Source organism: Cellulosimicrobium sp. So1_17, assembly GCF_055181235.1.
In genome coordinates this window covers 2,660,157-2,681,021 of record NZ_CM143702.1, presented here as the reverse complement: position 1 = coordinate 2,681,021, position 20,865 = coordinate 2,660,157, and the positions used below count along the sequence as shown (strand labels likewise).

Genomic DNA, 20,865 nt, shown 5'->3' with positions numbered 1-20,865 from the left:
CGATGATCACCGAGGTCGACGACGCGCTCCGAGCCCTGGTGCGCGAGGCGGTCGGCGACGTCGAGGTCGCGTTCGACGCCCCGACGAAGGACTGGGCCGCGCGCCGCAACGCGCCCACGGTCGACGTGTACCTGTACGACGTCCGCGAGGACGTCAAGCGCCGCTCGCACGGGCTGGTCGACCGCCGCCGTCCCGACGGCACGGTGGTCGGCCGCGCCGACCCGCCGCGGCACTTCCGGCTGTCCTACCTCGTCACGGCCTGGACGCAGCGTCCCGAGGACGAGCACCGGCTGCTCGACCGTGTGCTCGCGGCGCTCATCGGCCTCGACGCGCTGCCTCCCGAGCACGTCGTGGGGTCGCTCGCGGAGGCCGGCGGGCCGGTGCCCGTGACCGTCGGGATGCCACCCGCCGAGGACCGCAGCGTCACCGACGTGTGGTCCTCGCTCGGCGGCGAGCTCAAGCCCTCGGTCGAGGTCGCCGTGACCGCACCCCTGCTGCGCCCGGACCGCGGCGAGGTCGGTCCGCCCGTGCGCGAGGAGCTGCTGCTCGCCGCGCGAGACACGACCGGCGACGGCGCCGACACGCAACGGCGACGGCACCGCGCGCCCGCGCCGGCACCCACCCCCGCCACGCGCGCGACCGACGGAGAGGCTGCGGCGGCGGGGGCGGCGTCGGGCACCCGCGCACCGCGCGCACGGAGGCGGTCATGACCGAAGCGAGCCTCGTCCACCTCGGCGGGCGCCTCGGCGTCCTCGAGGAGCGCGTGCGCGACCTCGTGGCCCGGCGGCGCCTGGGTGACCCGACCGCGGACGACCCGTTCCGCGGCCTCTACCTCACGGACGCCGCGGTCGACCACCTGCTGGTCGGACCGGCGCTCGCGGCGGACCTCGGCGTGGCGTCGGAGCGCCTCGCGGTGGTCGAGCAGGCCGCGGACGCCGCGGAGCGGTCAGGGGAGCGGGTGCGGCTGCGCGCGCTCGCCCGCGCGTTCGAGCTCACGGACCTCGACGTCGAGCTGTTCCTCGTGGCGCTCGCGGGCGAGGTCGACCTGCGGTTCGAGCAGCTCTTCGGCTACCTCAACGACGACGTCTCGCGGCACCGGCCGTCCGTCGCGACGGCGTTCGCGCTGTGCGGGGTCCCGCTCGCGTCGGCGCCCGCCCGCCACCGGCTCACGCACGGGCCGCTCGTGCGGGGCGGGCTCGTCGACGTCGAGGACCTCGACCGGCCCCTGCCAGGGCGCGCGCTGCGGGTCCCGGACCGCGTCGTCGGTCACCTGCTGGGCGACGACGCCCCCGACCCCGCGCTCGCCGACGCCCTCGTGGACCTCGTCCCGATCGACTCGGACGACGCCGACCGGGTCCGGGCCGCGCTCGCCGCGGGCGTCGGGTTGCTGTACCTGAAGCAGCCCGGGACAGGCTCCGCGGCATCCGCTGCTGCGGCGGCGCTCGCGGCGACCGGTCGCGACGTCGTCGGGCTCGACCTGCGGCGTCTCGGTGCCGACCCGGTGGGCACGATCCGGGCGGCCGTGCGGGAGGCGTCGCTGCGCGACGCGGGACTGGTCGCCGATCCCGTGGACGCGGTGCGCGGGTCGCCCGAGGTCGTCGCGGCGCTGGCGGAGGGCTCAGGTGTGACGGTGCTCGTCGGGGAGGCCGCGTGGGACCCCGAGTGGTCGCGTGCCACGCCGCTGCTCGTCGACGCGGACGAGGTGACGACGGCCGAGCGCGCCGCGCTGTGGGCCGCCGCCCTGGGGGACGTGGCAGGCGACGTCGACGTCGCGGGCGTGACCGCCCCCTTCCGGCTGCGGCCCGAGCAGGTGGTCCGGGCGGCGCGGTCGGCCGGTGCGCAGGCCGTCCTGCGGCCCGACGGACGAGTGTCGGCCGAGGACGTGCGCCGCGGGGCGCGGGCCGAGAACGGCACGGCGCTGGACCGCCTCGCGCGGCGCGTCACGCCCGCCGTCGGGTGGGACGACCTCGTCCTCGCGACCCCGGCGCTGCGGGCGCTGCGGGAGGTGTCGCAGCGCGCGCGCCACCGCGACCGCGTGCTGGGCGACTGGGGGATGCGCCCCGGCGGCGGACGTGGGCGCGGCGTGGCGGCGCTGTTCGCGGGCGGCTCGGGGACGGGCAAGACGATGTCCGCCGAGGTCGTGGCGCACGATCTCGGGCTCGAGCTCTACGTCGTCGACCTCGCGGCCGTCGTGGACAAGTACGTGGGCGAGACGGAGAAGAACCTCGAGCGGATCTTCACCGGCGCCGCCGGGGTGAACGCCGTGCTGCTGTTCGACGAGGCCGACGCCGTGTTCGGCCGCCGCTCCGAGGTCAAGGACGCCCACGACCGCTACGCCAACATCGAGAGCGCCTACCTGCTGCAGCGCATGGAGACGTTCGACGGGCTCGTCGTCCTGTCCACGAACCTGCGCGCGAACATCGACGAGGCGTTCACGCGTCGGCTCGACGTCGTCGTGGACTTCCCCGTGCCCGACGACGCCGCGCGCCGCCTCCTGTGGGACCGGTGCCTCGGGCGCGTGGTCCGGCGGGCGGACGACCTCGACCTCGACTTCTGCGCCAAGGCGTTCGAGCTCGCAGGCGGAGGGATCCGCTCCGCGGCCGTCACCGCGGCCTACCTCGCCGCGGCCGACGACGGCGTGGTCGAGATGCGGCACCTCGTCACCGCGGTGCACCGCGAGCACCGCAAGCTCGGCCGGCTCACGCAGCCGAGCGAGTTCGGACCGTACTGGGAGCTGGTGGAGTGATGTCGGAGCACGAGGAACACCCGCGCCCGGTCGTGCCGCGCCACACCGCCGGCCGTCCGGGGCGGACGGGCACCGCAGCAGCCGCGCCGCTCCGTGGCGAACGGCCGCTGGTGCTGCCAGGGCTCCAGCGCGACGTCGGCAACGCGCAGGTGTCCCGGATGCTCGCACCTGCGGCGGGCGTCGTCGTCCAGCGCGCCGTCACGGCCGCGGAGGTGAAGACGCTGCCGGAGGAGGTCAAGCGCGCGGTCGTCGTCGACTTCCCGCGGGTGCTGTCCGCGGTGCTCTCCCGCACGATCTCGCTGAAGGACGTGCTCGACGCGGCGAAGGACCTCGCGACCCTGGACACCGACGCACGGTTCTACCTCCAGCACCACCGGCAGGTCGAGGCTGCGCTCGCGGGGATGCAGCAGGCGACGGAACCCGACGCGATCCGTCAGGCCGTCGAGGACGACCTCCTTCGCGACCTCCGGGCGGTCCCGTGGCTCCCGCAGAGCGCGCAGGACCGTATCGCCACCGACCTCGCCGGGCGGGTGCGCGTGCTCGACGAGGTCGACTTCGCCCGCAGACGCGTGCTGGAGTGGGGGTCCGGACCGGGTGGCCCGCAAAGCGTGGACGCCGTCCTGCGCACGGTCATGGGGAGCTGGCGCGCGCTCGGCTTCGCCGAGCGGAACCGCAACCCACGACACCTCAACCTGCGGCAGCACGTCGTCAAGCCGCACCACGCGATCCACGAGGCGCTGCACATCCTGTCCGGCGCCGGGTGGGACAAGCACGTGGGGGACGGTGACGCGACGGGCTGGCCCGCGCTCGTCGAGGGGGCCACGGAGATCACGACCCTGCTCGTGCTCAAGGCGCTGCAGAAGCCCAGCGAGGGCGACTATTACACGGCGAACAAGCAGGAGACCCTCGCGTTGATCCGGCAGGCCGGAGTCTCGGGGCTGGAGCTCGTCGACTACTACTTCCAGGACGCGTCCGTCTTCCGCGGTGTGCTGAAGATCAAGGAGGACGTGCTGGAGGGCGGCGGCTTCATCTCCTCCGCCGTCCTCGGCTACACCGGCGGGAGCCGGAAGAAGAAGGTGGGCGCCAGCCCGAAGGAGACGACGCAATGACACGGGACAGCGAGCCGACCGGCCACCACGACGTGCGGGCACGTCCGCATGAGCGTCCCGCAGACCGGGCCGGTGCGTCGGGGCCGGACAGGCCCTCGGCGACCCGGTCTGTCGGGCCTGCGGTCGGCGCTGCCGCGGTCGCCGGGGGAGACGTCGCCGCGCTCGGTGCCGACGATCTCGTAGCGCTGCAGCGTCACGTCGGCAACGCCGTGCTGCAACGAGCGCTCGAGGACGGTCGATCACCCGTGCTCGACGTCGTCGGGCGCGGCGGCGGGTCACCGCTTGTGCCCGACGTGCGCGCGGACATGGAAGCGCGCCTCGGTGCCGACTTCTCGGACGTGCGGGTCCACACCGGAGGGACGGCGTCATCGTCCGCCGCGGCGGTCGGGGCGCACGCCTACACCGTGGGGCGAGACGTCGTGTTCGGTGCGGGGAAGTTCGACACGGCCTCGACGGCGGGCAGGACGATGCTCGCGCACGAGCTCACGCACGTCGTGCAGCAGCGCAGCGGCCCCGTGTCGGGCACACCGACGGGCGACGGCGTCAGCATCTCCGACCCGGACGACCGGTTCGAACGCGAAGCAGCGGCCACAGCGGTCCGCGTCATGCGGACGCCTGGAGCCGATCTCGGGAGCGCGCGGCGGTTGCCGCTTCACCGCCCGTCATGGTCCTCGATGGACGTCGCGACCGCCACGGTCCAACGCAGCGTCTACCTGCGGTCCGAGGCTCGCGGTGAGTTCACGGTCCTCAAGGAGGTGCCTGACGGCCTCGCGCCGACGGTGAAAGAGGTGATCCAAGGCTGGGTCAACTCGACGGGGGTGTTCGTCTTCGTCGGGAAGGAGGCGCTGGTCAAGGAGGCAACACTGGAAGCGGGGCGGAGGATCGCGTCAGCGTCAACCCCACCTCCCCGAGCCGCGGCAGGGCCGCCGGCGGGACCTCCGCCACCTCCACCGCCGACGCCAGCTCCAGCGCCGACCCCCGGTCTTGTCTCCGTGTCGGAGAGCGAACGCATGAAGGCGGAGGCGCAGTTCAAGAAGGCGGCCGACAAGGGGAGGGAGCGCTACGGCAGGATCCAGACGTCGCTGCGCGTCTCAGGCCATGCAGATGCCGAGGTGGCTCATGGCGCGGCGAACATGCTGGATGCCGCATCGACGCACGAGGAGTTGATCGGCCGGAAGTCGATGAAGACGAATCTTGGCGGCACTGCAGGGGGAGTCTACGAGAACGAGTTCTCCGAGGGGCAGATCTTCGCGATGTCGAACTCGCACGCCAAGGGGAACGACCCGGCGCTCGAGTCCGCCTTGGGGAACTCTGAGATCCTCTTCCTCCAGTATCGCAGGAATTTTCCGACGGCTGCATTGAAAAAGCTCCTCCGAGTGAATGTTGCATCAGCGTCCGGGCTCGAGGTCTTCAACCACCTCATGTGGTCGTGCGGTGTGCTCGACAGTGCGGTGATCACGGCGAGCCCAGAGGGCATCGAGCCGGGCGAGGGTGCGGGGAAGCCTCCTGCGGACTTGTTCTTCGCGCTGCTGGGGACTGAGAACGGAATCGCGGCGATGGGTCTTCTCCTCGACCACAGGAATGATCTGAAGATCAACGGTCTGGCGACTGTGACACTGCGCCTGAAGGAGCGGATCATCGAGTTCGCGTACATCGAGCAGGGGAAGTAGGTGGCGTGCACTGGTTCGAGCATCGAGACGACATCGGTCGACGGTGGTTGCAGTGTCCCTCACCAGGTCGCCGGAGTCTGTCGGGTGCTCTACGGTCACTTCTGGTGGAGATCGGCCAAAACCTGCCGACCGGTCGACAGAGGTGTCGCATCTGTCTACCCTGCTGACCACCCGACGGCGCGGTCGGGCCCCGACGAAGGAGTCGTCCATGCCTGCACGTCTCGTCCGACGCCCGCTCGCCCTCGCCGCCACCGGAGCGCTGCTCCTGACCGGCCTGGCGCTGCCTGCCGGTGCCGCGGAGGCGGTGCCCGATCCCGAGGTCGTCGGCCCGATCCCGGCCACGACCGCCCCCGGCGACCCCGCCCACGGCTATCCGTTCCTCGCCACCGACTACGACCTCACCGGGCACGGCTACGTCGAGGAGGAGTTCTTCCTCGAGGGCGAGGCGACGCGGTACCAGGCCGACGGCACCACCGACGCGACGGTCCTCAGCACCGGGCACGACTACCGGACGCGCATCGTCGTCCGCCGCCCCGTCGACCCGGACGCGTTCAACGGCACGGTGATCGCCGAGTGGTACAACGTCTCGAACCAGTGGGACCAGGAGGTCGACTGGTTCCAGACGCACGAGCACCTCGTCCGCGAGGGCTACGCGTGGGTCGGCGTCTCCGCCCAGCGCGCGGGCGTCCACTCCGCGACCGGTCTGCGCACCTGGAGCCCCGAGCGCTACGGCACGCTCGACCTCACCGACGGCGGCACGGTCACGGACGACACGCTCTCGTGGGACGTCTTCAGCCAGGCGGTCCAGGCGGTGCGCGACCCCGCCGGCACCGCGCCGCTCGGCCCCCTCGACGCCGAACGCGTCGTCGCGACCGGCCACTCGCAGTCGGCGGGCCGGTTGTGGTCCTACGTCAACTCGGTCGACCCGCTCGCCGGCGTGGTGGACGCGGTCGTCCTCCACGGCGGCGGCGGCGTGGTCCGGGACGACCTCGAGACGCCCGTGTTCAAGATCAACAGCGAGACCGACGTCGCGATCGACCTGCTCGGGGCGGCGCAGCGCCAGCCCGACACGGACGTGCTCCGCACGTGGGAGGTCGCGGGCGCGTCGCACGGCGACTGGAAGCTCATCACGGACTACGGGCGCCTGCGGATCCGCGACGTCGGCTCCGCGCCGGGCGGCTACCCGGGCACGCCGCAGACGTGCGAGCAGCCGTCGGGGTCGCGCGTGCCACAGCACATGGTCCAGGGCACGGTGTACGACCACGTCGCCGCCTGGGTGGCCGACGGAACGGCGCCGCCGTCGGCCGAGCCGATCGAGCTGACCGACGACCCGCGGACGGTCGTGCGCGACGAGCTCGGCCTCGGCCTCGGCGGCATCCGCCTCGCCCAGCAGGACGTGCCGACGCGGATCAACTCCGGCCTCAACGCCGGCCCGGGCTTCTGCTTCCTCGACGGCGGGTCCACGCCCGTCGACGACGCCACGCTCGCCGCCTGGTACCCGGACCCGCAGGAGTACGCGGACGACGTCGTCGCGTCGACGCGTGCCGCGGTGGAGGCCGGCTACCTGCCCGCGGAGGTCGCGGCGGACCCGGCCTGGTACACGGACGTCGTCGAGCTCGTGGGCGACCGCGTCGCCGCCGGGACGGTCGACGCCGCGGTCGGCGAGCAGGTCCAGGACCGCGTGCAGCAGGCGCTCGACGCTGCGGACGCAGGCGACTGGGGAGCGGCCGAGGCACTGGTCGCCCAGGCGCAGGACCTCGCCGAGACGCAGGTGGACGACGCCGGCGCGTCGGCGAGCATCGTCCGCGCCACCCTGGCCGTGCGCGGCGTCATCGGCCTCACCGCGGCGCACGACGACCTGGCCGTCTCGACGCAGGCCCAGGCGCGCTGCCTCGCAGGCCGGGCGTACGTCGCCGTCCGCGCGACGAACGACGAGTCGGTGCCGGTCGACATCACGCTGGCCACGCCGTTCGGGACCAGGACCGTGACGGACGTGGAACCGGGGGCGTCGGCGTACCAGTCGTTCGCCGTGCGGGCGACGTCGGTGGAGACGGGCGACGCCCAGGTGTCGGCGTCGGGTGACGGGCGGTCGTTCGCCGCCGACGTCGCGTACGACGCGATCGCCTGCGGCTGAGCTCTCGCAGGGACTCGCGACGCCGCGAGATCGGGCTCCCTCACGGAGGACGACGCCGTGGACGTCCGGCCGACAGCGGTCGCGGCATCCACGGCGTCGTCGCGGGTGGACCCTCGCTCAGCCGCGGGCGTCGTAGAGCGCCGTGACGGTGTTGCGCACCGCGAGCTGGTCGATCCGGCCGCTCAGCTCGACCGTCACCGCCCCCGCGGGGACCGCAGACCTGCGGGTCGCGAACGACTGGTACGCGTTGGCGCCCGGCAGGACGCCGAGGAACGACTTCGTGCCGAAGTCGGTCGTGATCTTGACGTCCACCGGCACGGACTCGGTGTTCTCGACCCGGACGGCGACCACGACCTTGTCCGCGATGGTGCGGGACTCCGCCGTGACGACCGCCTCGGGACGCTCACGCTCCACAGCCCGGCCGTAGGGCGTGAGCTCGGCGGCCGCCGCGAACTGGAGGCCGTTCTGCGAGCTCAGCGCCACGAGCTTGACGTAGCGGGCAGCGGTCTCGGCGAAGTCGACGCGGGCGAGCGCGGTCCCGGTCGGGAAGGAGCCGGTCGCCACGGCGCTGCCCCACGTGGTGTTGTCGTGCGACAGGTAGACCTCGTAGTCCTTGATCAGCCCGTTCGTGCCGGACTGCCGGGGCAGGTAGCCGAGGCCGTCGAGCAGGTGATCGGCCCCGAGGTCCACGGCGATCCAGTGCGGGTATCCCGGGACCGGCTGCGCGGCCCACCGCGAGTGCCAGATGGACTGCGGTGCACCGTCGATGACGTTCACCGCCGGGTCGCTCGTGGGCTCCTCGCTGCTGAACCCGGCGATCGACAGGCGCGAGCGGGGCACCGTGCCGTCCGCGACGACGGAGACCGTCGTCTGTCGCGTCGCGGTGCCGTGGGCACCGGCCGGCGAGTACGTCGACCGGGCGACGAGCACCACGTCGCCGGGCTCGGCACCGACGGGCGGCTCGACCGTCCAGTTCGTCGTGCGCGTCTCGCCGTCGGCGAGGTCGCGGAACGTCGTCTCGGTCGCCGCGGTGACCTGCCAGCCGAGGGGCGCCTCCAGCACGGCCGTCACCTCGTCGAGCCGGTCGCCCGACTGGTTGGTGACGCTCGTCGTGATCGTCGACGACCGGCCCGCGAGCAGCTCGGTCGCGGCCGACGGGAAGCCCACGAGGACGGGGAGCGGCGTGAGGCGCGCGGCGTCGGTCGCGACCTCGAAGACGCGCTCCCCGTCGCGGTTGATCCACGTCGCGGTCATCGTCGCGGGCTCCACCGTCGAGTCGATCTCGAGCTTGAGGAAGACGTGTGGCTCGACCGCGCTGTGGACGAGGGCAGGATTCGGGACGTTGAGGCTCGGGATGACCGAGCTGTGCATCGGGCTCACGATGAACTGCCACAGGTCGTAGCCCACGCGCGGGCCGTAGTTCAGCGCGCGCGAGACGTGGATGTCGCCGCCGAGCAGGAAGACCCCGGGGATGCGGTGCTCCTGCACGAGGTCGAAGATCGCGTCGCGCTCGTAGGAGTACGTGCCCCAGTCGTCGGCCTCGCCGTTCTGCTTGTCGTCCCAGATCATCCCGCTCGCGAGGAGCTTGAACGGTGCCGTGCTCGCGAGCAGCCTCTCCCGCAGCCACTCCCACTGCACCTGGCCGATGCCCGTCGTCCTCGTCGCGTCCGCCCAGCTCTGCTCGGTGCGGCTGAACCAGCGCGGGTCGATCAGGAACACCTCGAGGGGGCCGCGCCGGAACGACGTGTAGATGCCCTCGCCGTCGACCGTGCGCTCGCGCAGGGGCTCGCCCGCCGCCGTGTGCCCGAACGTCGCGTTCGCGCGGTAGTCGACGAACGCGGTGCGGTTGTTGCGCTTGCCCGGCAGGTCGCCGTGCACGTCGTTGCCGCCGAAGTCGTGGTCGTCCCACGTCCCCCAGACCGGCATCGTCCGGGTGACCTCGCGCACCTGCGGGACCTGGAGGAACGCCCGGTGCTTGTCCCGGGCGGTCTGCAGGTTGGTGCTGTCGATGTACGGGGTGTCGCCCATGAAGACGAAGGCCTCGCACCCCTCCGCGCGGATCGTGTCCCAGATGTGGTTCTGCTCGGTCCACACGCACGAGCCGAGACCGACGACGAGCTTCGTCGCGGCGTCGTCGGCGGGCGCGGTCGTGAACGACCCCGAGATGTCGAGCCCGGGGATGGGGTCGCCCTCGGGGGCGATCGCGTAGGAGTAGGCCGTCGCGGCCGTGAGGCCGGCGATGTCGAAGAGCACGGTCGAGTCGTTGTCTGGAGAGAGGACGGCACCGACGCTCCGGCGGGGCCCGCCCTCGGCCCAGTACTCGAGCGTCCACGACTCGCGGTCGTGCAGGTCGCTGCCCGGACGGATGAGGACTCGCGAGTGGGTCGTGCCGGTGTCGCCGACGAGCGGGCCGGCGACGGCCTGCATCGTCGGGGTCACCACCGGCGCCGTCCCGGCGACGACCATCCTCACGTAGGTGGCGAAGGCCGTGAAGAACATCTCGCTGTCGGCGACGGCCTCGCTCGGCTGGACGGTCTGACCGGCGGCGTTGTAGATCTTGTCGATGGTGAGGCTCGACAGGACGAAGCGGCCGCGACCGTGCGCGCCCTCGAGCAGGGCCGGCGGGCGTCCGCCCGCGCTGCACGCGAGCAGCACCCGCATCTGACGCCAGTCGAGCAGCGACTCCCAGCTCACGCGGATCTGCGTCGACCGCCCCGTGAACACCCGGCCGTCGACCACCCGCAAGTGCGACACCAGCGGGTGGTCGGCGACGACCGGGAAGATCGAGTCGTGGTCGGCGTCGTTGCGGCTCGCCGACATCGGCGACGGCAGGTAGGACACCGTCGAGTGGAACTGGTCGGACTGCGCCATGTCGAGGACGACGCCACCCTCGGCGACGAAGGCCCGCAGCGACTCGGCCTGCGCCTCGATGTAGCGGCCGTACGTCGGCTCGTTGTTGGTGAACCCGCCGAACGCGATGACGTCGACGCCCTGCTCGGTCGCGGGCTTCGCCGGGTCGAGCGCGACGACCGCGAAACCGGCCTTCGTCAAGAGCTTCTCGAGACCGGTCGCGCCGGTCCACGGGTCGCGGAGCTCCAGGACGGCTGCGCGCAGCGGGACGTCGTCCGCCGCGACGGCAGCGGTGCCGTTCGCCGCGAGCCACGCGGTGGCGGCGGCCGTCGCGGCCCCGCCGAGGAACACGCGCCGGCTCGTGCCGGAGGTGGTCGGACTGCCCTGCTCGGGCGTGCGCTTCTTCACGGGTGTCTCTCCGAATCCAGGGGGCGGTCGTGCGCTGAGGCGCACGGCCCTGATCCGACCGGCCCGGGATGTCCGGCAGCCGATCGCCAGGTGAACGGAGAGGGGAATGCGGACGACGACCCCCGGGGGTTGTCCGGCCAACCCGGCGACCGTGGGAGACGGTTGCCGCCGCAGATCGGTGTCGTTCCGCCGTCGGACGCCGACGCCGCCCGATCGGGCAGCGACGTCTGCCCCGGGAGGTAGCCGACCGGCCCTGATCTCCCGTGCGTCGCCGTACGACCCTGGTCCTCACCAGCGTGTTCCCTAGGAGGCGACGACGACATGACGACGTATCTCTCGCCCGGCGTGTACGTGGAAGAGGTCGAGGCCGGCTCACGGCCCATCGAGGGGGTCGGCACGTCGGTCGCGGCGTTCGTCGGTCTCGCGGCCAGGGGTCCGGTGAACGAGCCGACGCTCGTGTCCAACTGGTCCCAGTTCTCGCAGACGTTCGGCGACTTCGTACCCGGCTCGTACCTCGCGCACGCGGTGTACGGCTACTTCCTCAACGGCGGCGGCAACTGCTACGTGGTGCGCATCGGCGGGGCCGCGCCCGCGTCGTCGGGCCGCGGCAAGGCCGCGCCGAAGGCGATCGCCGGCCCGCCGGTGGCGGCCCTGGGTGGCTACCGCCTGACCGCGCTCGACGGCACGACGACCGGCAAGCCGAAGAAGATCACCGTCGAGGTGGCCGACGCCGGCGGCGAGTCCGCGCCGGACGACCAGTTCAGGCTCGTGATCAAGGTCGACGGCAAGGAGGCCGAGACCTTCGACAACGTCACCACCAAGCGCGGCGCGGACAACGTCGCGACGAAGGTGAAGCAGGAGTCGAAGATCATCACGATCGAGGAGGTCGCCCAGGGCAGCGCGCTGATGAAGCCGGACAAGGGCGCCGTCGAGCTCGTGGCCCCCGAGCCGGAGCCGGAGCCGCCGTCGACCGAGGACCTGGGCGCCGAGGACTACATCGGCGACGCGGCCGACCGGACGGGGTTCAGCGGCCTCGAGGCGGTCGACGACGTCACCATCGTCGCGATCCCCGACCTCGTCGCGGCGCTCGAGCAGGACGCGATCGACCTGGAGACGTTCCAGGCCGTCCAGCTCGCGATGATCGCGCACTGCGAGCTCATGGGCGACCGCATGGCGATCCTCGACCCGCCACCCGGTCTGAACGCCCAGCAGGTCAAGGAGTGGCGGGTCTCGGGCGCAGGCTACGACTCGAAGTACGCGACCCTGTACTGGCCGTACGTGAAGATCTTCGACCCCCTGTCGGGCACGAACGTGTTCGTCCCGCCGTCGGGCCACCTGGCCGGGCTGTGGGCTCGCAACGACGGCGAGCGCGGCGTGCACAAGGCGCCGGCGAACGAGGTCGTCCGCGGCGCGATCACGCTGCAGACCAACATCACGCGCGCCGAGAACGACCTGCTCAACCCCGTCGGGGTCAACTGCATCCGGGCGTTCCCCGGCCGCGGTGTGCGGGTGTGGGGTGCGCGCACCCTGTCCTCCGACCCGGCATGGCGCTACATCAACGTCCGGAGGCTGTTCAACTACCTCGAGGAGTCGATCCTCGTCGGGACGCAGTGGGTCGTGTTCGAGCCCAACGACCCGGCGCTGTGGGCGCGGATCCGCCGGACGATCGCGAGCTTCCTCGTCAACGAGTGGCGCAAGGGCGCGCTGTTCGGGGTCACGCCCGACGAGGCGTTCTTCGTCAAGTGCGACGACGAGACCAACCCGGCCGAGGGGATCGACGCGGGCCAGGTCGTGTGCCAGGTCGGTATCGCCCCGGTGAAGCCCGCGGAGTTCGTCATCTTCCAGCTGTCCCAGTTCTCGGGCGGCACGAGCCTCGTCGCCGAGTAGCGCGACGGGGTCATCCGGCGCCCGCCTGACACCCCGACCGACATCGCACGCACAACGAAGGAGCGCACCATGCCTCTCGCCGACCCCCTCGACTCGTCCGCCGCGAACGGGTTCATCGTGACGATCGACGGGATCCAGGTCCCCAAGGTCATCGAGGTCAGCGGCATCAAGTCCGAGGTCGAGAAGATCGAGCACAAGCAGCAGACCAAGGACGGCAAGTACGTCGTCCGTCAGCTCATGGGCCGGCCCAAGCCCGGCGAGTTCACCGTGACCCGCGGCCTCACCGACAGCAAGACGATCTCCGACTGGCTCAAGATCGTCGCGCAGGGCGACGTCAAGGGGTCGCGCAAGACCGCGGCGGTGGCCTTCCTCGACTACACCGGCGCGACCCTCCAGTCGTACAACTTCACCAACTGCTGGGTGTCGAGCGTCGAGGTCTCCGCGATGAAGGCCGGCGCGACCGAGCCCGCGACCGAGAAGTTCACGGTCGCCTACGACGAGATGACGGTCGGCTGATGCAGCGCGGTCCAGCGCTGGAGACCCTGGACCGCGACGCGCCGGGCGAGCAGGAGACGCCCGGCGCCGGGCGGTCGGCGGGAACGCCCGCGCCGTTGCGCACGGAGTTCGACTTCGAGCTCCCGCGGGGGTACGTCGACGCCGACGGCGTGCGGCACACGCGCGGGACCATGCGTCTCGCGACGGCGCGGGACGAGCTGCTCCCGCTGTACGACTCGCGCGTGCAGGAGAACGCCGCGTTCACGACGGTCGTCCTGCTGAGCCGCGTCATCACGTCGCTGGGCTCGATGTCGAGCATCTCGACCAACGTCGTCGAGAACATGTTCGCCTCGGACGTCGCGTTCCTCCAGGACTTCTACCGCCGGGTCAACGCGGAGGGCCACACGAAGGCCGCCGTCACGTGCCCCGAGTGCTCGCACCGCTTCACGATCGACCTCGCGGGCGGCCGCCTGGGGGAATCGTGACGTACGCGACCGACCGGCTGTACGAGGAGATCGCGTACGTCGCCTACCACTTCCACTGGTCGCCGGACGACATCCTCGACCTCGAGCACGGGGTGCGGCAGCGGTTCGCCCGCGAGATCTCGAAGATCAACACGCGCCTGTCCGAGGGGCGCTGACCATGAGGTGGCCGTGGCAGCGCCGCGACCGGGCGGCGACCGCGGCCGGCCCCCGGGCCGTGGCCGCCGCCCGCGCCGGGGACCTGGCTCCCGGTGGCCCGGGCACGACGCCGCCCGTGGGCTGGGCCTTCGTCCCGCCCGTGCAGCGCATCCTGGGCGACCTCCGGCTGACGACCTCACCGGCAGAGTTCCCCGCCGGGCTCGCCGCCTGGTCGAGCCCGAGGCTCCTCGGCACGATGGGGCACGCCGTCGACCACCGCGCGCCGTCGGGCGTCGTCGACGGCGACGGGGCCCGCCACCTGCAGCGTGCGGTGTCGTCCGACGTCGAGCTCACCCTCCTCGCGCCCGACGACGCCCCGGTTCCCGTCCCTGAGGCGCCCGCGTGGTCAGGGGCCGCACCGTCCGGCAGGTTCACGAGCGCCGCAGCCGTGTCCGACCGGCTGCCGGCCAGCAGACCCGTCGTCGTCGCGCGCACCGCAGCCACTCCGGACACCGGGAGCGGTCCGCTCGTGGCCCCGACCGCGGGACCGGGCGTGGTCCAGCGGGCCACGGCCGTGCCCGACGTCGTCGCCGGCGTCACGCTGTCAGCGGCACCGACGGGCGCGGTGACCACCGGCGCGGCCGCCTTCTCCGACGGGACGGGGACCGTCCTGCCCCTCGCCGCGGTCTCGGCACCGGTGGCAGTCCCGGCCGACGCCCCGGTGCGTCGCGCACCGACCGTGCAGCGTTCCACCACGGCCGATGTCTCGGTGCCGACGCGTCCCACGCTGCCGACGGCGCACGGGAGCAGTGCGGCGACCCGCGGTGAGGTCGGTGGGCGACCGGTGCAGCGGCTCGGGCTCGGGGCTCCTCTCCCGACGACAGCCCCGGGCTCGGACCCGGCGCTCGCGGTGCCGCCACCGACCGCTCGGGCCGCAGACCGTGGCGCCTCTCGGGTGGCGGTGCCGTCCGACGGGTGGCCGGTGTCGCCAGTGCCGCCGGTCGCTCAGAGGTCTCGCGACGCCGCGGTCGTGCCGGCGAACCCCGTCGCCCGTCCGGAACCGCCCCTCTCGGTCGCGTCCGGCGCGGCGTCCGCACCGTCGGTACCTGGTGCGCATCTCCCCCCTGCCGGCGGCCGCGCACCGACCACGGAGGGCGTAGTTCCGGCGGGTCCGACGCCGGGCTCTCGCGCGACGTCGAGCGGCCGCGCCGCGATCGGCTCGAGCCTCCCGGCGCAACGGGCCGCCGCGATCCCGGGTCGCGCGTCCTCGAGCGACGGCGAGCTCGTGCCGGAGACGCCGGTCGGTGCGGCACGCGTCGGGGACGGGACGGAGGGCGCGGCCCTGCACGGCGCGCAGCCACCCGGGCCGGTGGATCCGCCCGAGCCGGGCGGCCAGACGGCGACTCAGCCAGCCCCTGCCGTCGTGGCGCTCCTCGCGGGACCGCCGCACGCGACGGCGTCCACCCAGGTCTCCCGTGCCACGGACCCATCGATGTCCGGGCGGGCGGACGAGACGTCCTCAGCGGCCGTGCCCGCGTCGACCGTGCCGGCGAGGCGAAAGAGCACGGAGGATGCACCCCTTCCGGCCGTGCAGCGCGCGCGGGAGCCGTCCGAGCCCGTCGCCCCGTCGCCCGCGTCGCGGCCCGCGATCCCCCTCGCCGTGGCCGCGCTGCCGATCTCATCCGTGTCGGGCACGGCGCCCGCTCACAGCGCGTCAGGCGCACCGGCCACGTCGCCGTCCGCCACCCAGGAACCTGCCGTCGCACCGTCTGACTCGCGTGCGCCGTCCACCTCGGTCTCGCGAACCACGGCGCCGTCCACGGTGCCGTCGCCGTCCCTGTCCCCGTCCACGCCGTCGTCGCCGACGCGCTCGCCGGGGGCGTCGGGCACGAGCGCGGCGGCCGAGGCGGGACGATCCACGACGCAGGCAACGACACCGCCGGCAGACGCACCGCTGACTGTCGCACGACTGACCGCCGGAGCCCCGCTCGCCGCCCCCCGGACGCCGGTGCCGACGCCCGACGTCGCGGGTCGGTCAGCTGCGGGCGCGGTCCGCGGGCCGGTCCCGGTGGACGATGCCGCCTCTGCGCACGGCACGCCGGCCGCGGCGCCGCAGTCCGTCGCGCCGGGCTCGTCCGTCGGGCCGGGCCTCCCGTCCGCGGCGCCAGACAGGGCGTCCGCCGAACGCGCGATCCTCGCACAGAGGTCGGCGACGTCGGTGTCGACGTTCGCCCCGACGGCCGGTGCACCGCCGGCACCACCCGCACCACCCGTACCACCGGCGCCGCAGGACGGCGCCCTGCCGACAGCCACTACGCCGACCGCCACGGCGCCGACCGCCACGACGTCGACCGCCACGACGCCGACCGCCACGACGCCGACCGTCGCGCCGTCTCGCGCGGCGTCCGAGGGGCCACGTCCCCTCGCCGCACCTCCCGTGCCTCCTGTCACCGCGCCTCCTGTCGCCGGGCGTCCCCTCGTGTCAGGACGCATCGACAGCGGTCCTGTCGTGTCCCGCGTCGCGCTCGCCCGCCCGCACGCCGACCGCGCCGCGCCCGACCGCGTCGCGCTCGTCCGCCCGCATGCCGACCGCGCCGTACCCGACCGCAGCGCGCCCGACCGCAGCGCGCCCGACCCAGCGGGTGGCGCGTCGACGGGGCCGGGCGGCACGGCGGGGGAGGGCCCCGTCATCGCTCGGCTCGCCGGAGACCCGCTCACCGGCGCCGCGCCAGCGCCACCGCTCGGAGTCGCGCCGCGAACGCAGCCGCTCGGCGTCGCGCTGCGAACGCAGCCGCTGGACGTCGCACCGCGAACGCAGCCGCTCGGCGTTGCGCCGCGACCCCTCCTCGGTGTCCCGGCGCCTGGACCGGTGGTGTCGCGAGACCTCGACGGGACGGGGTCGTGGGCGTCGGCGTCACGACGGACGCGCGGGACGATCGGGGGACATCGCGCCCTGGCGGGCCAGGACCGGTCGGCGCACGGCGCCGCGCCCGTCCTCGTCCCCTCGTCCACCACGACGACGCCGTGGCACGCACCGTCGGCCGGACCGGGAGCGGCTGACGCGCTCGCGCCGAGGCCGGCCCCGACCGCACCCGCGCCCGCGCCCGCGATGCTCGCGCCGACGATGCCCGCGCCGACGGCGCTCGCGCCGACTCCCGGAGCACCGACCGCAGCCCAGGCCCCCGCGCCGACCCCGGTGTCGGCGTCGGCCCCGCCCGCCGCGGTGTCGACGGCACCCGTTCCCCCGACCGCGGGGAACGCCGGGAGGTCGTCGTCCCCCGCGGGGCGGTTCGCGATGACCGAGGCGGAGCTCGACGACCTGGCGCGGCGGCTGACCGACCCGTTGCTCCGCAGGCTGCGGCACGAGGTCCTCGTCGACCGTGAACGGCTGGGGCTGCGCATCGACCGGGGGTGGCAGGGGTGACGATCTACGAGGACACGACGCTCGCCGTCGGGATCCGGTATCGCATCTTCCTCGACGACTGGAACCTCGGGCACTTCAGCTCGTGCTCCGGGCTCGGGGCGGAGGTGACCGTCGAGACGCGCGAGGAGGGCGGGAACAACGGGTCGGTGTGGCAGTTCCCCACACGGCTGCGGTTCCCGAACGTCACGCTCACCCGCCCCCTGAACCGGGACAGCGCCAAGATCGGCGAGTGGTTCACGTCGATGGTGACGAGCGGCTACACGTTCGGGACGGCGACGATCGACGCGATGACCGCCCAGGGCACGGAGGTGGCCCGGTTCGGGCTGATGGGCATCGTCCCGGTGCGGTGGTCGGGCCCGACGCTGTCGACGACGGACTCGACCGTGGTGGTCGAGTCCGTGGAGATCGCGCACCACGGGTTCGTGCCGCCGAAGGCTGCGGGGTGAGGTGAGATGGCCTCTGCAGTAGGCCTCGACGCCGCGGCGGCCGGGGGATCCGGCTCGGGCTCCAAGCTCGAGCACGCGTACCTCCTGCTGTTCGAGCCGTCCAAGGACGGGTCGCTCGCCAAGGCGGGCCCGGAGATCGGACGCATCGCGTTCCAGTTCAACCCCACCGAGCTGGCCCTGCAGAAGGCTGCGACGTGGACCCGCCCGACCAACCCGGGCAACCGCCGCTCGAGCCCTCCGCAGTTCCAGGGCCCGGAACCGTCGCGGCTGTCCCTCGAGATGTTCTTCGACGCGTCACAGGCGCACGACGACGCGGTGGTCAAGGCCGTGGAGAAGCTCTTCACGAGCTGTGTCCCGACTCCTGCCTCGCACGACCAGCGCAAGGACTCCCCGCCGTGGGTGCTGTTCCGGTGGGGGAGCCTGACGGGCTTCCTCGCGTACGTCAGCAGCGTCCAGGTCCGGTACACGCTGTTCACCTCCGGCGGCCTGCCGATCCGGGCGGTGTGCTCCGTGACCCTCGAGGAGATCGCCGGCGAGGCGCCACGCCAGAACCCGACCTCGGGCGGGCTCGTGCCGCACCGCGAACACGTCGTCGTGCACGGGGAGACCCTCGCGGGGATCGCGTACCGCGAGTACGGCGACCCGGGGCTGTGGCGGGACGTCGCCGAGGCCAACCGGGTCGACGACCCGTTCCGGCTGCGCGCGGGCGACCGCGTGCTGCTCCCCGCCGTGGAGGACCTGCGGGACCCCGCGGTCGGACGACGCCCGGGGGCGGTCGCCGGTGCACGGTGAGGAGCACAGCGCCCGGGTCGTCGTCCGGGTCGACGGCCGCGAGCTGCCGGCCGACGTCGAGCCCGCGGTCGCGTCCGTGCTCGTCGACGCCCGGCGGGACCAGCCGGCGCTGTTCGTGATCCGCCTCTCCGACGAGCACGGCGCCGTCCTGGACAAGGCGGGGATCCGGGTGGGGGCGAAGGTCGAGCTGTCCGTCCAGCTCAGCGGGCCGGGCGGCCCGACGCCGCTGCTCACCGGAGAGGTGACGTCGCTCGAGACCGAGATCGGGCCGGGCGGCCGGCAGACGACGGTGCGCGGCTTCGACCCGGCGCACCGGCTCGTCGGCGCGCGCCGGGTCGCGACGTACGTCAACGTGACCGCGTCCGACGTCGTCCGCAAGGTCGCGGGGGCCAACGGCCTGCCCGTCGGCAGGGTCGACGCGACGACCGAGGTGTTCGAGCACGTGTGGCAGCCCAACATCAGCGACTGGGACCTGCTCCAGCGCCTCGCGGCACGCAGCGGGAGGGTGGTCGGCGTCTCGGGCGGCCGACTCGACTTCCACCGACCCGCGGAGGCCAGAGGTGCCCCCTCGGGGACGACCGGCGCGCGCCAGGACCCGGCCGTCGTCGAGCACGGCGTGAACCTGATCTCGCTGCGCGCGACCGTGACGAGCGCGTCCCAGGTGCGGGAGGTCGAGGCGCGCGGCTGGGACCAGCTCCGCAAGCGAGCGCTCGTCGCCCGTGCGAAGGCGTCGACGTCCAGCGCCCAGCTGTCCACGACCGACCCGGCGAGGCTGGGGGCGCACTTCTCGCCGCCGCCGCTCGTCGTCCCGAGCACGTCCTTCGGCTCGCAGGGCCAGGCGACGGAGAGCGCGAGGTCGGTGGCCGACCGGGTCGGCGGAGGGTTCGCCGAGATCGAGGCGACCGTGCTCGGCAACCCGGCGATCGCCGTCGGGCGCCCCGTCGCGGTCGTCGGGTGCGGTGACCCGTTCGACGGCAAGTACGTGGTGAGCGGTGCCCGGCACGAGCTCTCGGGCGAGCGGGGCTACCTGACGCACGTCACCGTCGCGGACGCGTCCGACCGCACCACCCACGGCACGGTCGCCGGGTCCCGCTCCGCCGCCGGTGCGGGTGCGCGGGGCGCCGGGATCCTGCCCGCGGTGGTGACGTCGGTCGACGACCCCGAGGGCGTCGGCCGGGTCAAGGTCAAGCTTCCCCTGCTGCACGACTCGCTGGAGAGCTGGTGGGCGCGCGTCGTCCAGCCGGGCGCGGGGGCGATGCGTGGCACCTTCGTGCTGCCCGAGGTGGGGGACGAGGTCCTCGTCGCGCTCGCCGAGGGCGAGCTCGACCAGCCGTACGTCCTCGGTGGCCTGTTCAGCACGACGGACAAGCCGCCCGCGCCGTCCGCGGCCCCCTACGTCGACAAGAACAGCGGCGCCGTGACCCGACGGACCATCACGTCGCGCACCGGGATGCACGTCGAGTTCGTCGAGAAGCCCGGCGAGGAGCGTCTCGTCGTCTCGGACAAGGGCGGCAAGGAGCAGGTCGTGCTCGTGCAGAAGCCCGAGGCGGCGATCGAGATCACGTCGTCCGGGCCGGTCAGGGTCACCGCGCAGAAGGCCGTGGAGGTGACCGCCCAGCAGGACGTGACCTGCACGTCGACGACGGGGAAGGTCACCGTGAAGGGCGTGCAGGTCGCGATCGAGGGCACGAGCGCGATCGAGCTCAAGGCGCCGAAGGTCTCGATCAGCGCCGACGCGCAGCTCGCGCTCCAGGGCGCGACCGCGACGCTCGACGGCAGCGCGACCGCGGAGGTCACGTCCGCGGGCGTGACGACCGTCAAGGGCTCGCTCGTGAAGATCAACTGAGGTCGAGGAGGAGCCGTGGGGCAGGAGTTCATCGGGGCCGGGCTGGCGTTCCCGCTGCGGACGGACCGCACCGGGCGCATCGCGCTCGTGCGCCGGACGCAGGAGATCGAGGAGAGCATCCGGCTGGTCCTCGCCACCGCGCCCGGCGAGCGGCCCATGCGCCCGGAGTTCGGCTGCGCCGTCCACGACTACGTGTTCGCCCCGGCCGACGCCGGGACCGCGGGCGACATCGCCTACGCCGTGCGGGTCGCGCTCGACCGCTGGGAGCCCCGGATCGAGCTGCACGACGTGCTCGTGCGGTTCGACCACGTCGACCAGGGCGTGCTGTACATCGACGTCCGGTACACGGTGCGCGGCACGAACGACCCGCGCAACCTCGTCTTCCCCTTCTACGTGATCCCCCGGGACACCGCGTCCGCGGTCGAGGGCGGCGAGTGA

Annotated in this window: 16 protein-coding genes; 14 read left to right on the top strand and 2 right to left on the bottom strand. The window is 73.4% G+C overall.

Annotation, left to right across the window (positions count from 1 at the left end):
• Nucleotides 1-2 precede the first annotated feature (2 nt).
• The 5 genes from ACZCLJ_RS11730 to ACZCLJ_RS11710 all read left to right on the top strand — a co-directional run bounded on the left by ACZCLJ_RS11730 (nt 3) and on the right by ACZCLJ_RS11710 (nt 7,659).
• Nucleotides 3-710 carry a Pvc16 family protein gene (locus ACZCLJ_RS11730; protein WP_463103813.1) on the top strand — a complete coding sequence of 236 codons (708 nt, stop codon included), beginning with the start codon at nt 3-5 and terminating at the stop codon, nt 708-710.
• On the top strand, nt 707-2,746 hold the full coding sequence (locus ACZCLJ_RS11725) for an ATP-binding protein (RefSeq protein ID WP_463103812.1): 2,040 nt from the start codon (nt 707-709) through the stop codon (nt 2,744-2,746). The genes ACZCLJ_RS11730 and ACZCLJ_RS11725 overlap by 4 nt, the downstream gene beginning before the upstream one ends.
• Nucleotides 2,746-3,855 carry a hypothetical protein gene (locus ACZCLJ_RS11720; RefSeq protein WP_463103811.1) on the top strand — a complete coding sequence of 370 codons (1,110 nt, stop codon included), beginning with the start codon at nt 2,746-2,748 and terminating at the stop codon, nt 3,853-3,855. Before ACZCLJ_RS11725 ends, ACZCLJ_RS11720 begins: the two co-directional genes overlap by 1 nt.
• Complete coding sequence (locus ACZCLJ_RS11715; protein ID WP_463103810.1) at nt 3,852-5,525, top strand: eCIS core domain-containing protein; 1,674 nt, start codon at nt 3,852-3,854, stop codon at nt 5,523-5,525. Before ACZCLJ_RS11720 ends, ACZCLJ_RS11715 begins: the two co-directional genes overlap by 4 nt.
• A 208-nt stretch (nt 5,526-5,733) precedes the next feature.
• Nucleotides 5,734-7,659 carry an alpha/beta hydrolase domain-containing protein gene (locus tag ACZCLJ_RS11710; RefSeq protein ID WP_463103809.1) on the top strand — a complete coding sequence of 642 codons (1,926 nt, stop codon included), beginning with the start codon at nt 5,734-5,736 and terminating at the stop codon, nt 7,657-7,659.
• 117 nt (nt 7,660-7,776) lie between these two features.
• Here ACZCLJ_RS11710 and ACZCLJ_RS11705 read toward each other — a convergent pair whose 3' ends face one another.
• On the bottom strand, nt 7,777-10,917 hold the full coding sequence (locus ACZCLJ_RS11705) for an alkaline phosphatase D family protein (RefSeq protein ID WP_463103808.1): 3,141 nt from the start codon (nt 10,915-10,917) through the stop codon (nt 7,777-7,779).
• Nucleotides 10,918-11,238: 321 nt separating this feature from the next.
• Here ACZCLJ_RS11705 and ACZCLJ_RS11700 point away from each other — a divergent pair, with 321 nt between their 5' ends.
• From ACZCLJ_RS11700 to ACZCLJ_RS11685, 4 genes are all read left to right on the top strand, one after another.
• Nucleotides 11,239-12,804, top strand: coding sequence for a phage tail sheath family protein (locus tag ACZCLJ_RS11700; RefSeq protein WP_463103807.1), 1,566 nt, complete (start codon nt 11,239-11,241; stop codon nt 12,802-12,804).
• A gap of 69 nt (nt 12,805-12,873) precedes the next feature.
• Nucleotides 12,874-13,320, top strand: a complete 447-nt coding sequence (locus ACZCLJ_RS11695; protein ID WP_251152101.1) for a phage tail protein — start codon at nt 12,874-12,876, stop codon at nt 13,318-13,320.
• Nucleotides 13,320-13,784 carry a hypothetical protein gene (locus ACZCLJ_RS11690; protein WP_251152102.1) on the top strand — a complete coding sequence of 155 codons (465 nt, stop codon included), beginning with the start codon at nt 13,320-13,322 and terminating at the stop codon, nt 13,782-13,784. Before ACZCLJ_RS11695 ends, ACZCLJ_RS11690 begins: the two co-directional genes overlap by 1 nt.
• Nucleotides 13,781-13,939 carry a DUF6760 family protein gene (locus ACZCLJ_RS11685; protein ID WP_251152103.1) on the top strand — a complete coding sequence of 53 codons (159 nt, stop codon included), beginning with the start codon at nt 13,781-13,783 and terminating at the stop codon, nt 13,937-13,939. The genes ACZCLJ_RS11690 and ACZCLJ_RS11685 overlap by 4 nt, the downstream gene beginning before the upstream one ends.
• Nucleotides 13,940-15,623: 1,684 nt before the next feature.
• On the opposite strand, the gene ACZCLJ_RS11680 is transcribed toward ACZCLJ_RS11685, so the two are convergent.
• The gene (locus ACZCLJ_RS11680) at nt 15,624-15,839 is read right to left on the bottom strand and encodes a hypothetical protein (RefSeq protein ID WP_463103806.1); all 216 of its coding nucleotides are present in this window, start codon (nt 15,837-15,839) and stop codon (nt 15,624-15,626) included.
• 559 nt (nt 15,840-16,398) lie between these two features.
• Between ACZCLJ_RS11680 and ACZCLJ_RS11675 the strand changes: the two genes are divergently transcribed.
• From ACZCLJ_RS11675 to ACZCLJ_RS11655, 5 genes are read left to right on the top strand one after another with little or no spacing between them, the layout of a single operon-like run.
• Entirely contained in the window at nt 16,399-17,343 is a 945-nt protein-coding gene (locus ACZCLJ_RS11675) for a hypothetical protein (RefSeq protein WP_463103805.1), read from the top strand.
• A complete protein-coding gene (locus tag ACZCLJ_RS11670) occupies nt 17,340-17,789 on the top strand; it encodes a phage tail protein (RefSeq protein WP_251152106.1) in 450 nt (149 codons plus the stop codon). The genes ACZCLJ_RS11675 and ACZCLJ_RS11670 overlap by 4 nt, the downstream gene beginning before the upstream one ends.
• A gap of 6 nt (nt 17,790-17,795) precedes the next feature.
• On the top strand, nt 17,796-18,581 hold the full coding sequence (locus ACZCLJ_RS11665; protein WP_463103804.1) for a CIS tube protein: 786 nt from the start codon (nt 17,796-17,798) through the stop codon (nt 18,579-18,581).
• A complete protein-coding gene (locus tag ACZCLJ_RS11660) occupies nt 18,571-20,427 on the top strand; it encodes a VgrG-related protein (protein ID WP_463103803.1) in 1,857 nt (618 codons plus the stop codon). Before ACZCLJ_RS11665 ends, ACZCLJ_RS11660 begins: the two co-directional genes overlap by 11 nt.
• Nucleotides 20,428-20,442: 15 nt before the next feature.
• Nucleotides 20,443-20,865 carry a GPW/gp25 family protein gene (locus ACZCLJ_RS11655; RefSeq protein WP_463103802.1) on the top strand — a complete coding sequence of 141 codons (423 nt, stop codon included), beginning with the start codon at nt 20,443-20,445 and terminating at the stop codon, nt 20,863-20,865.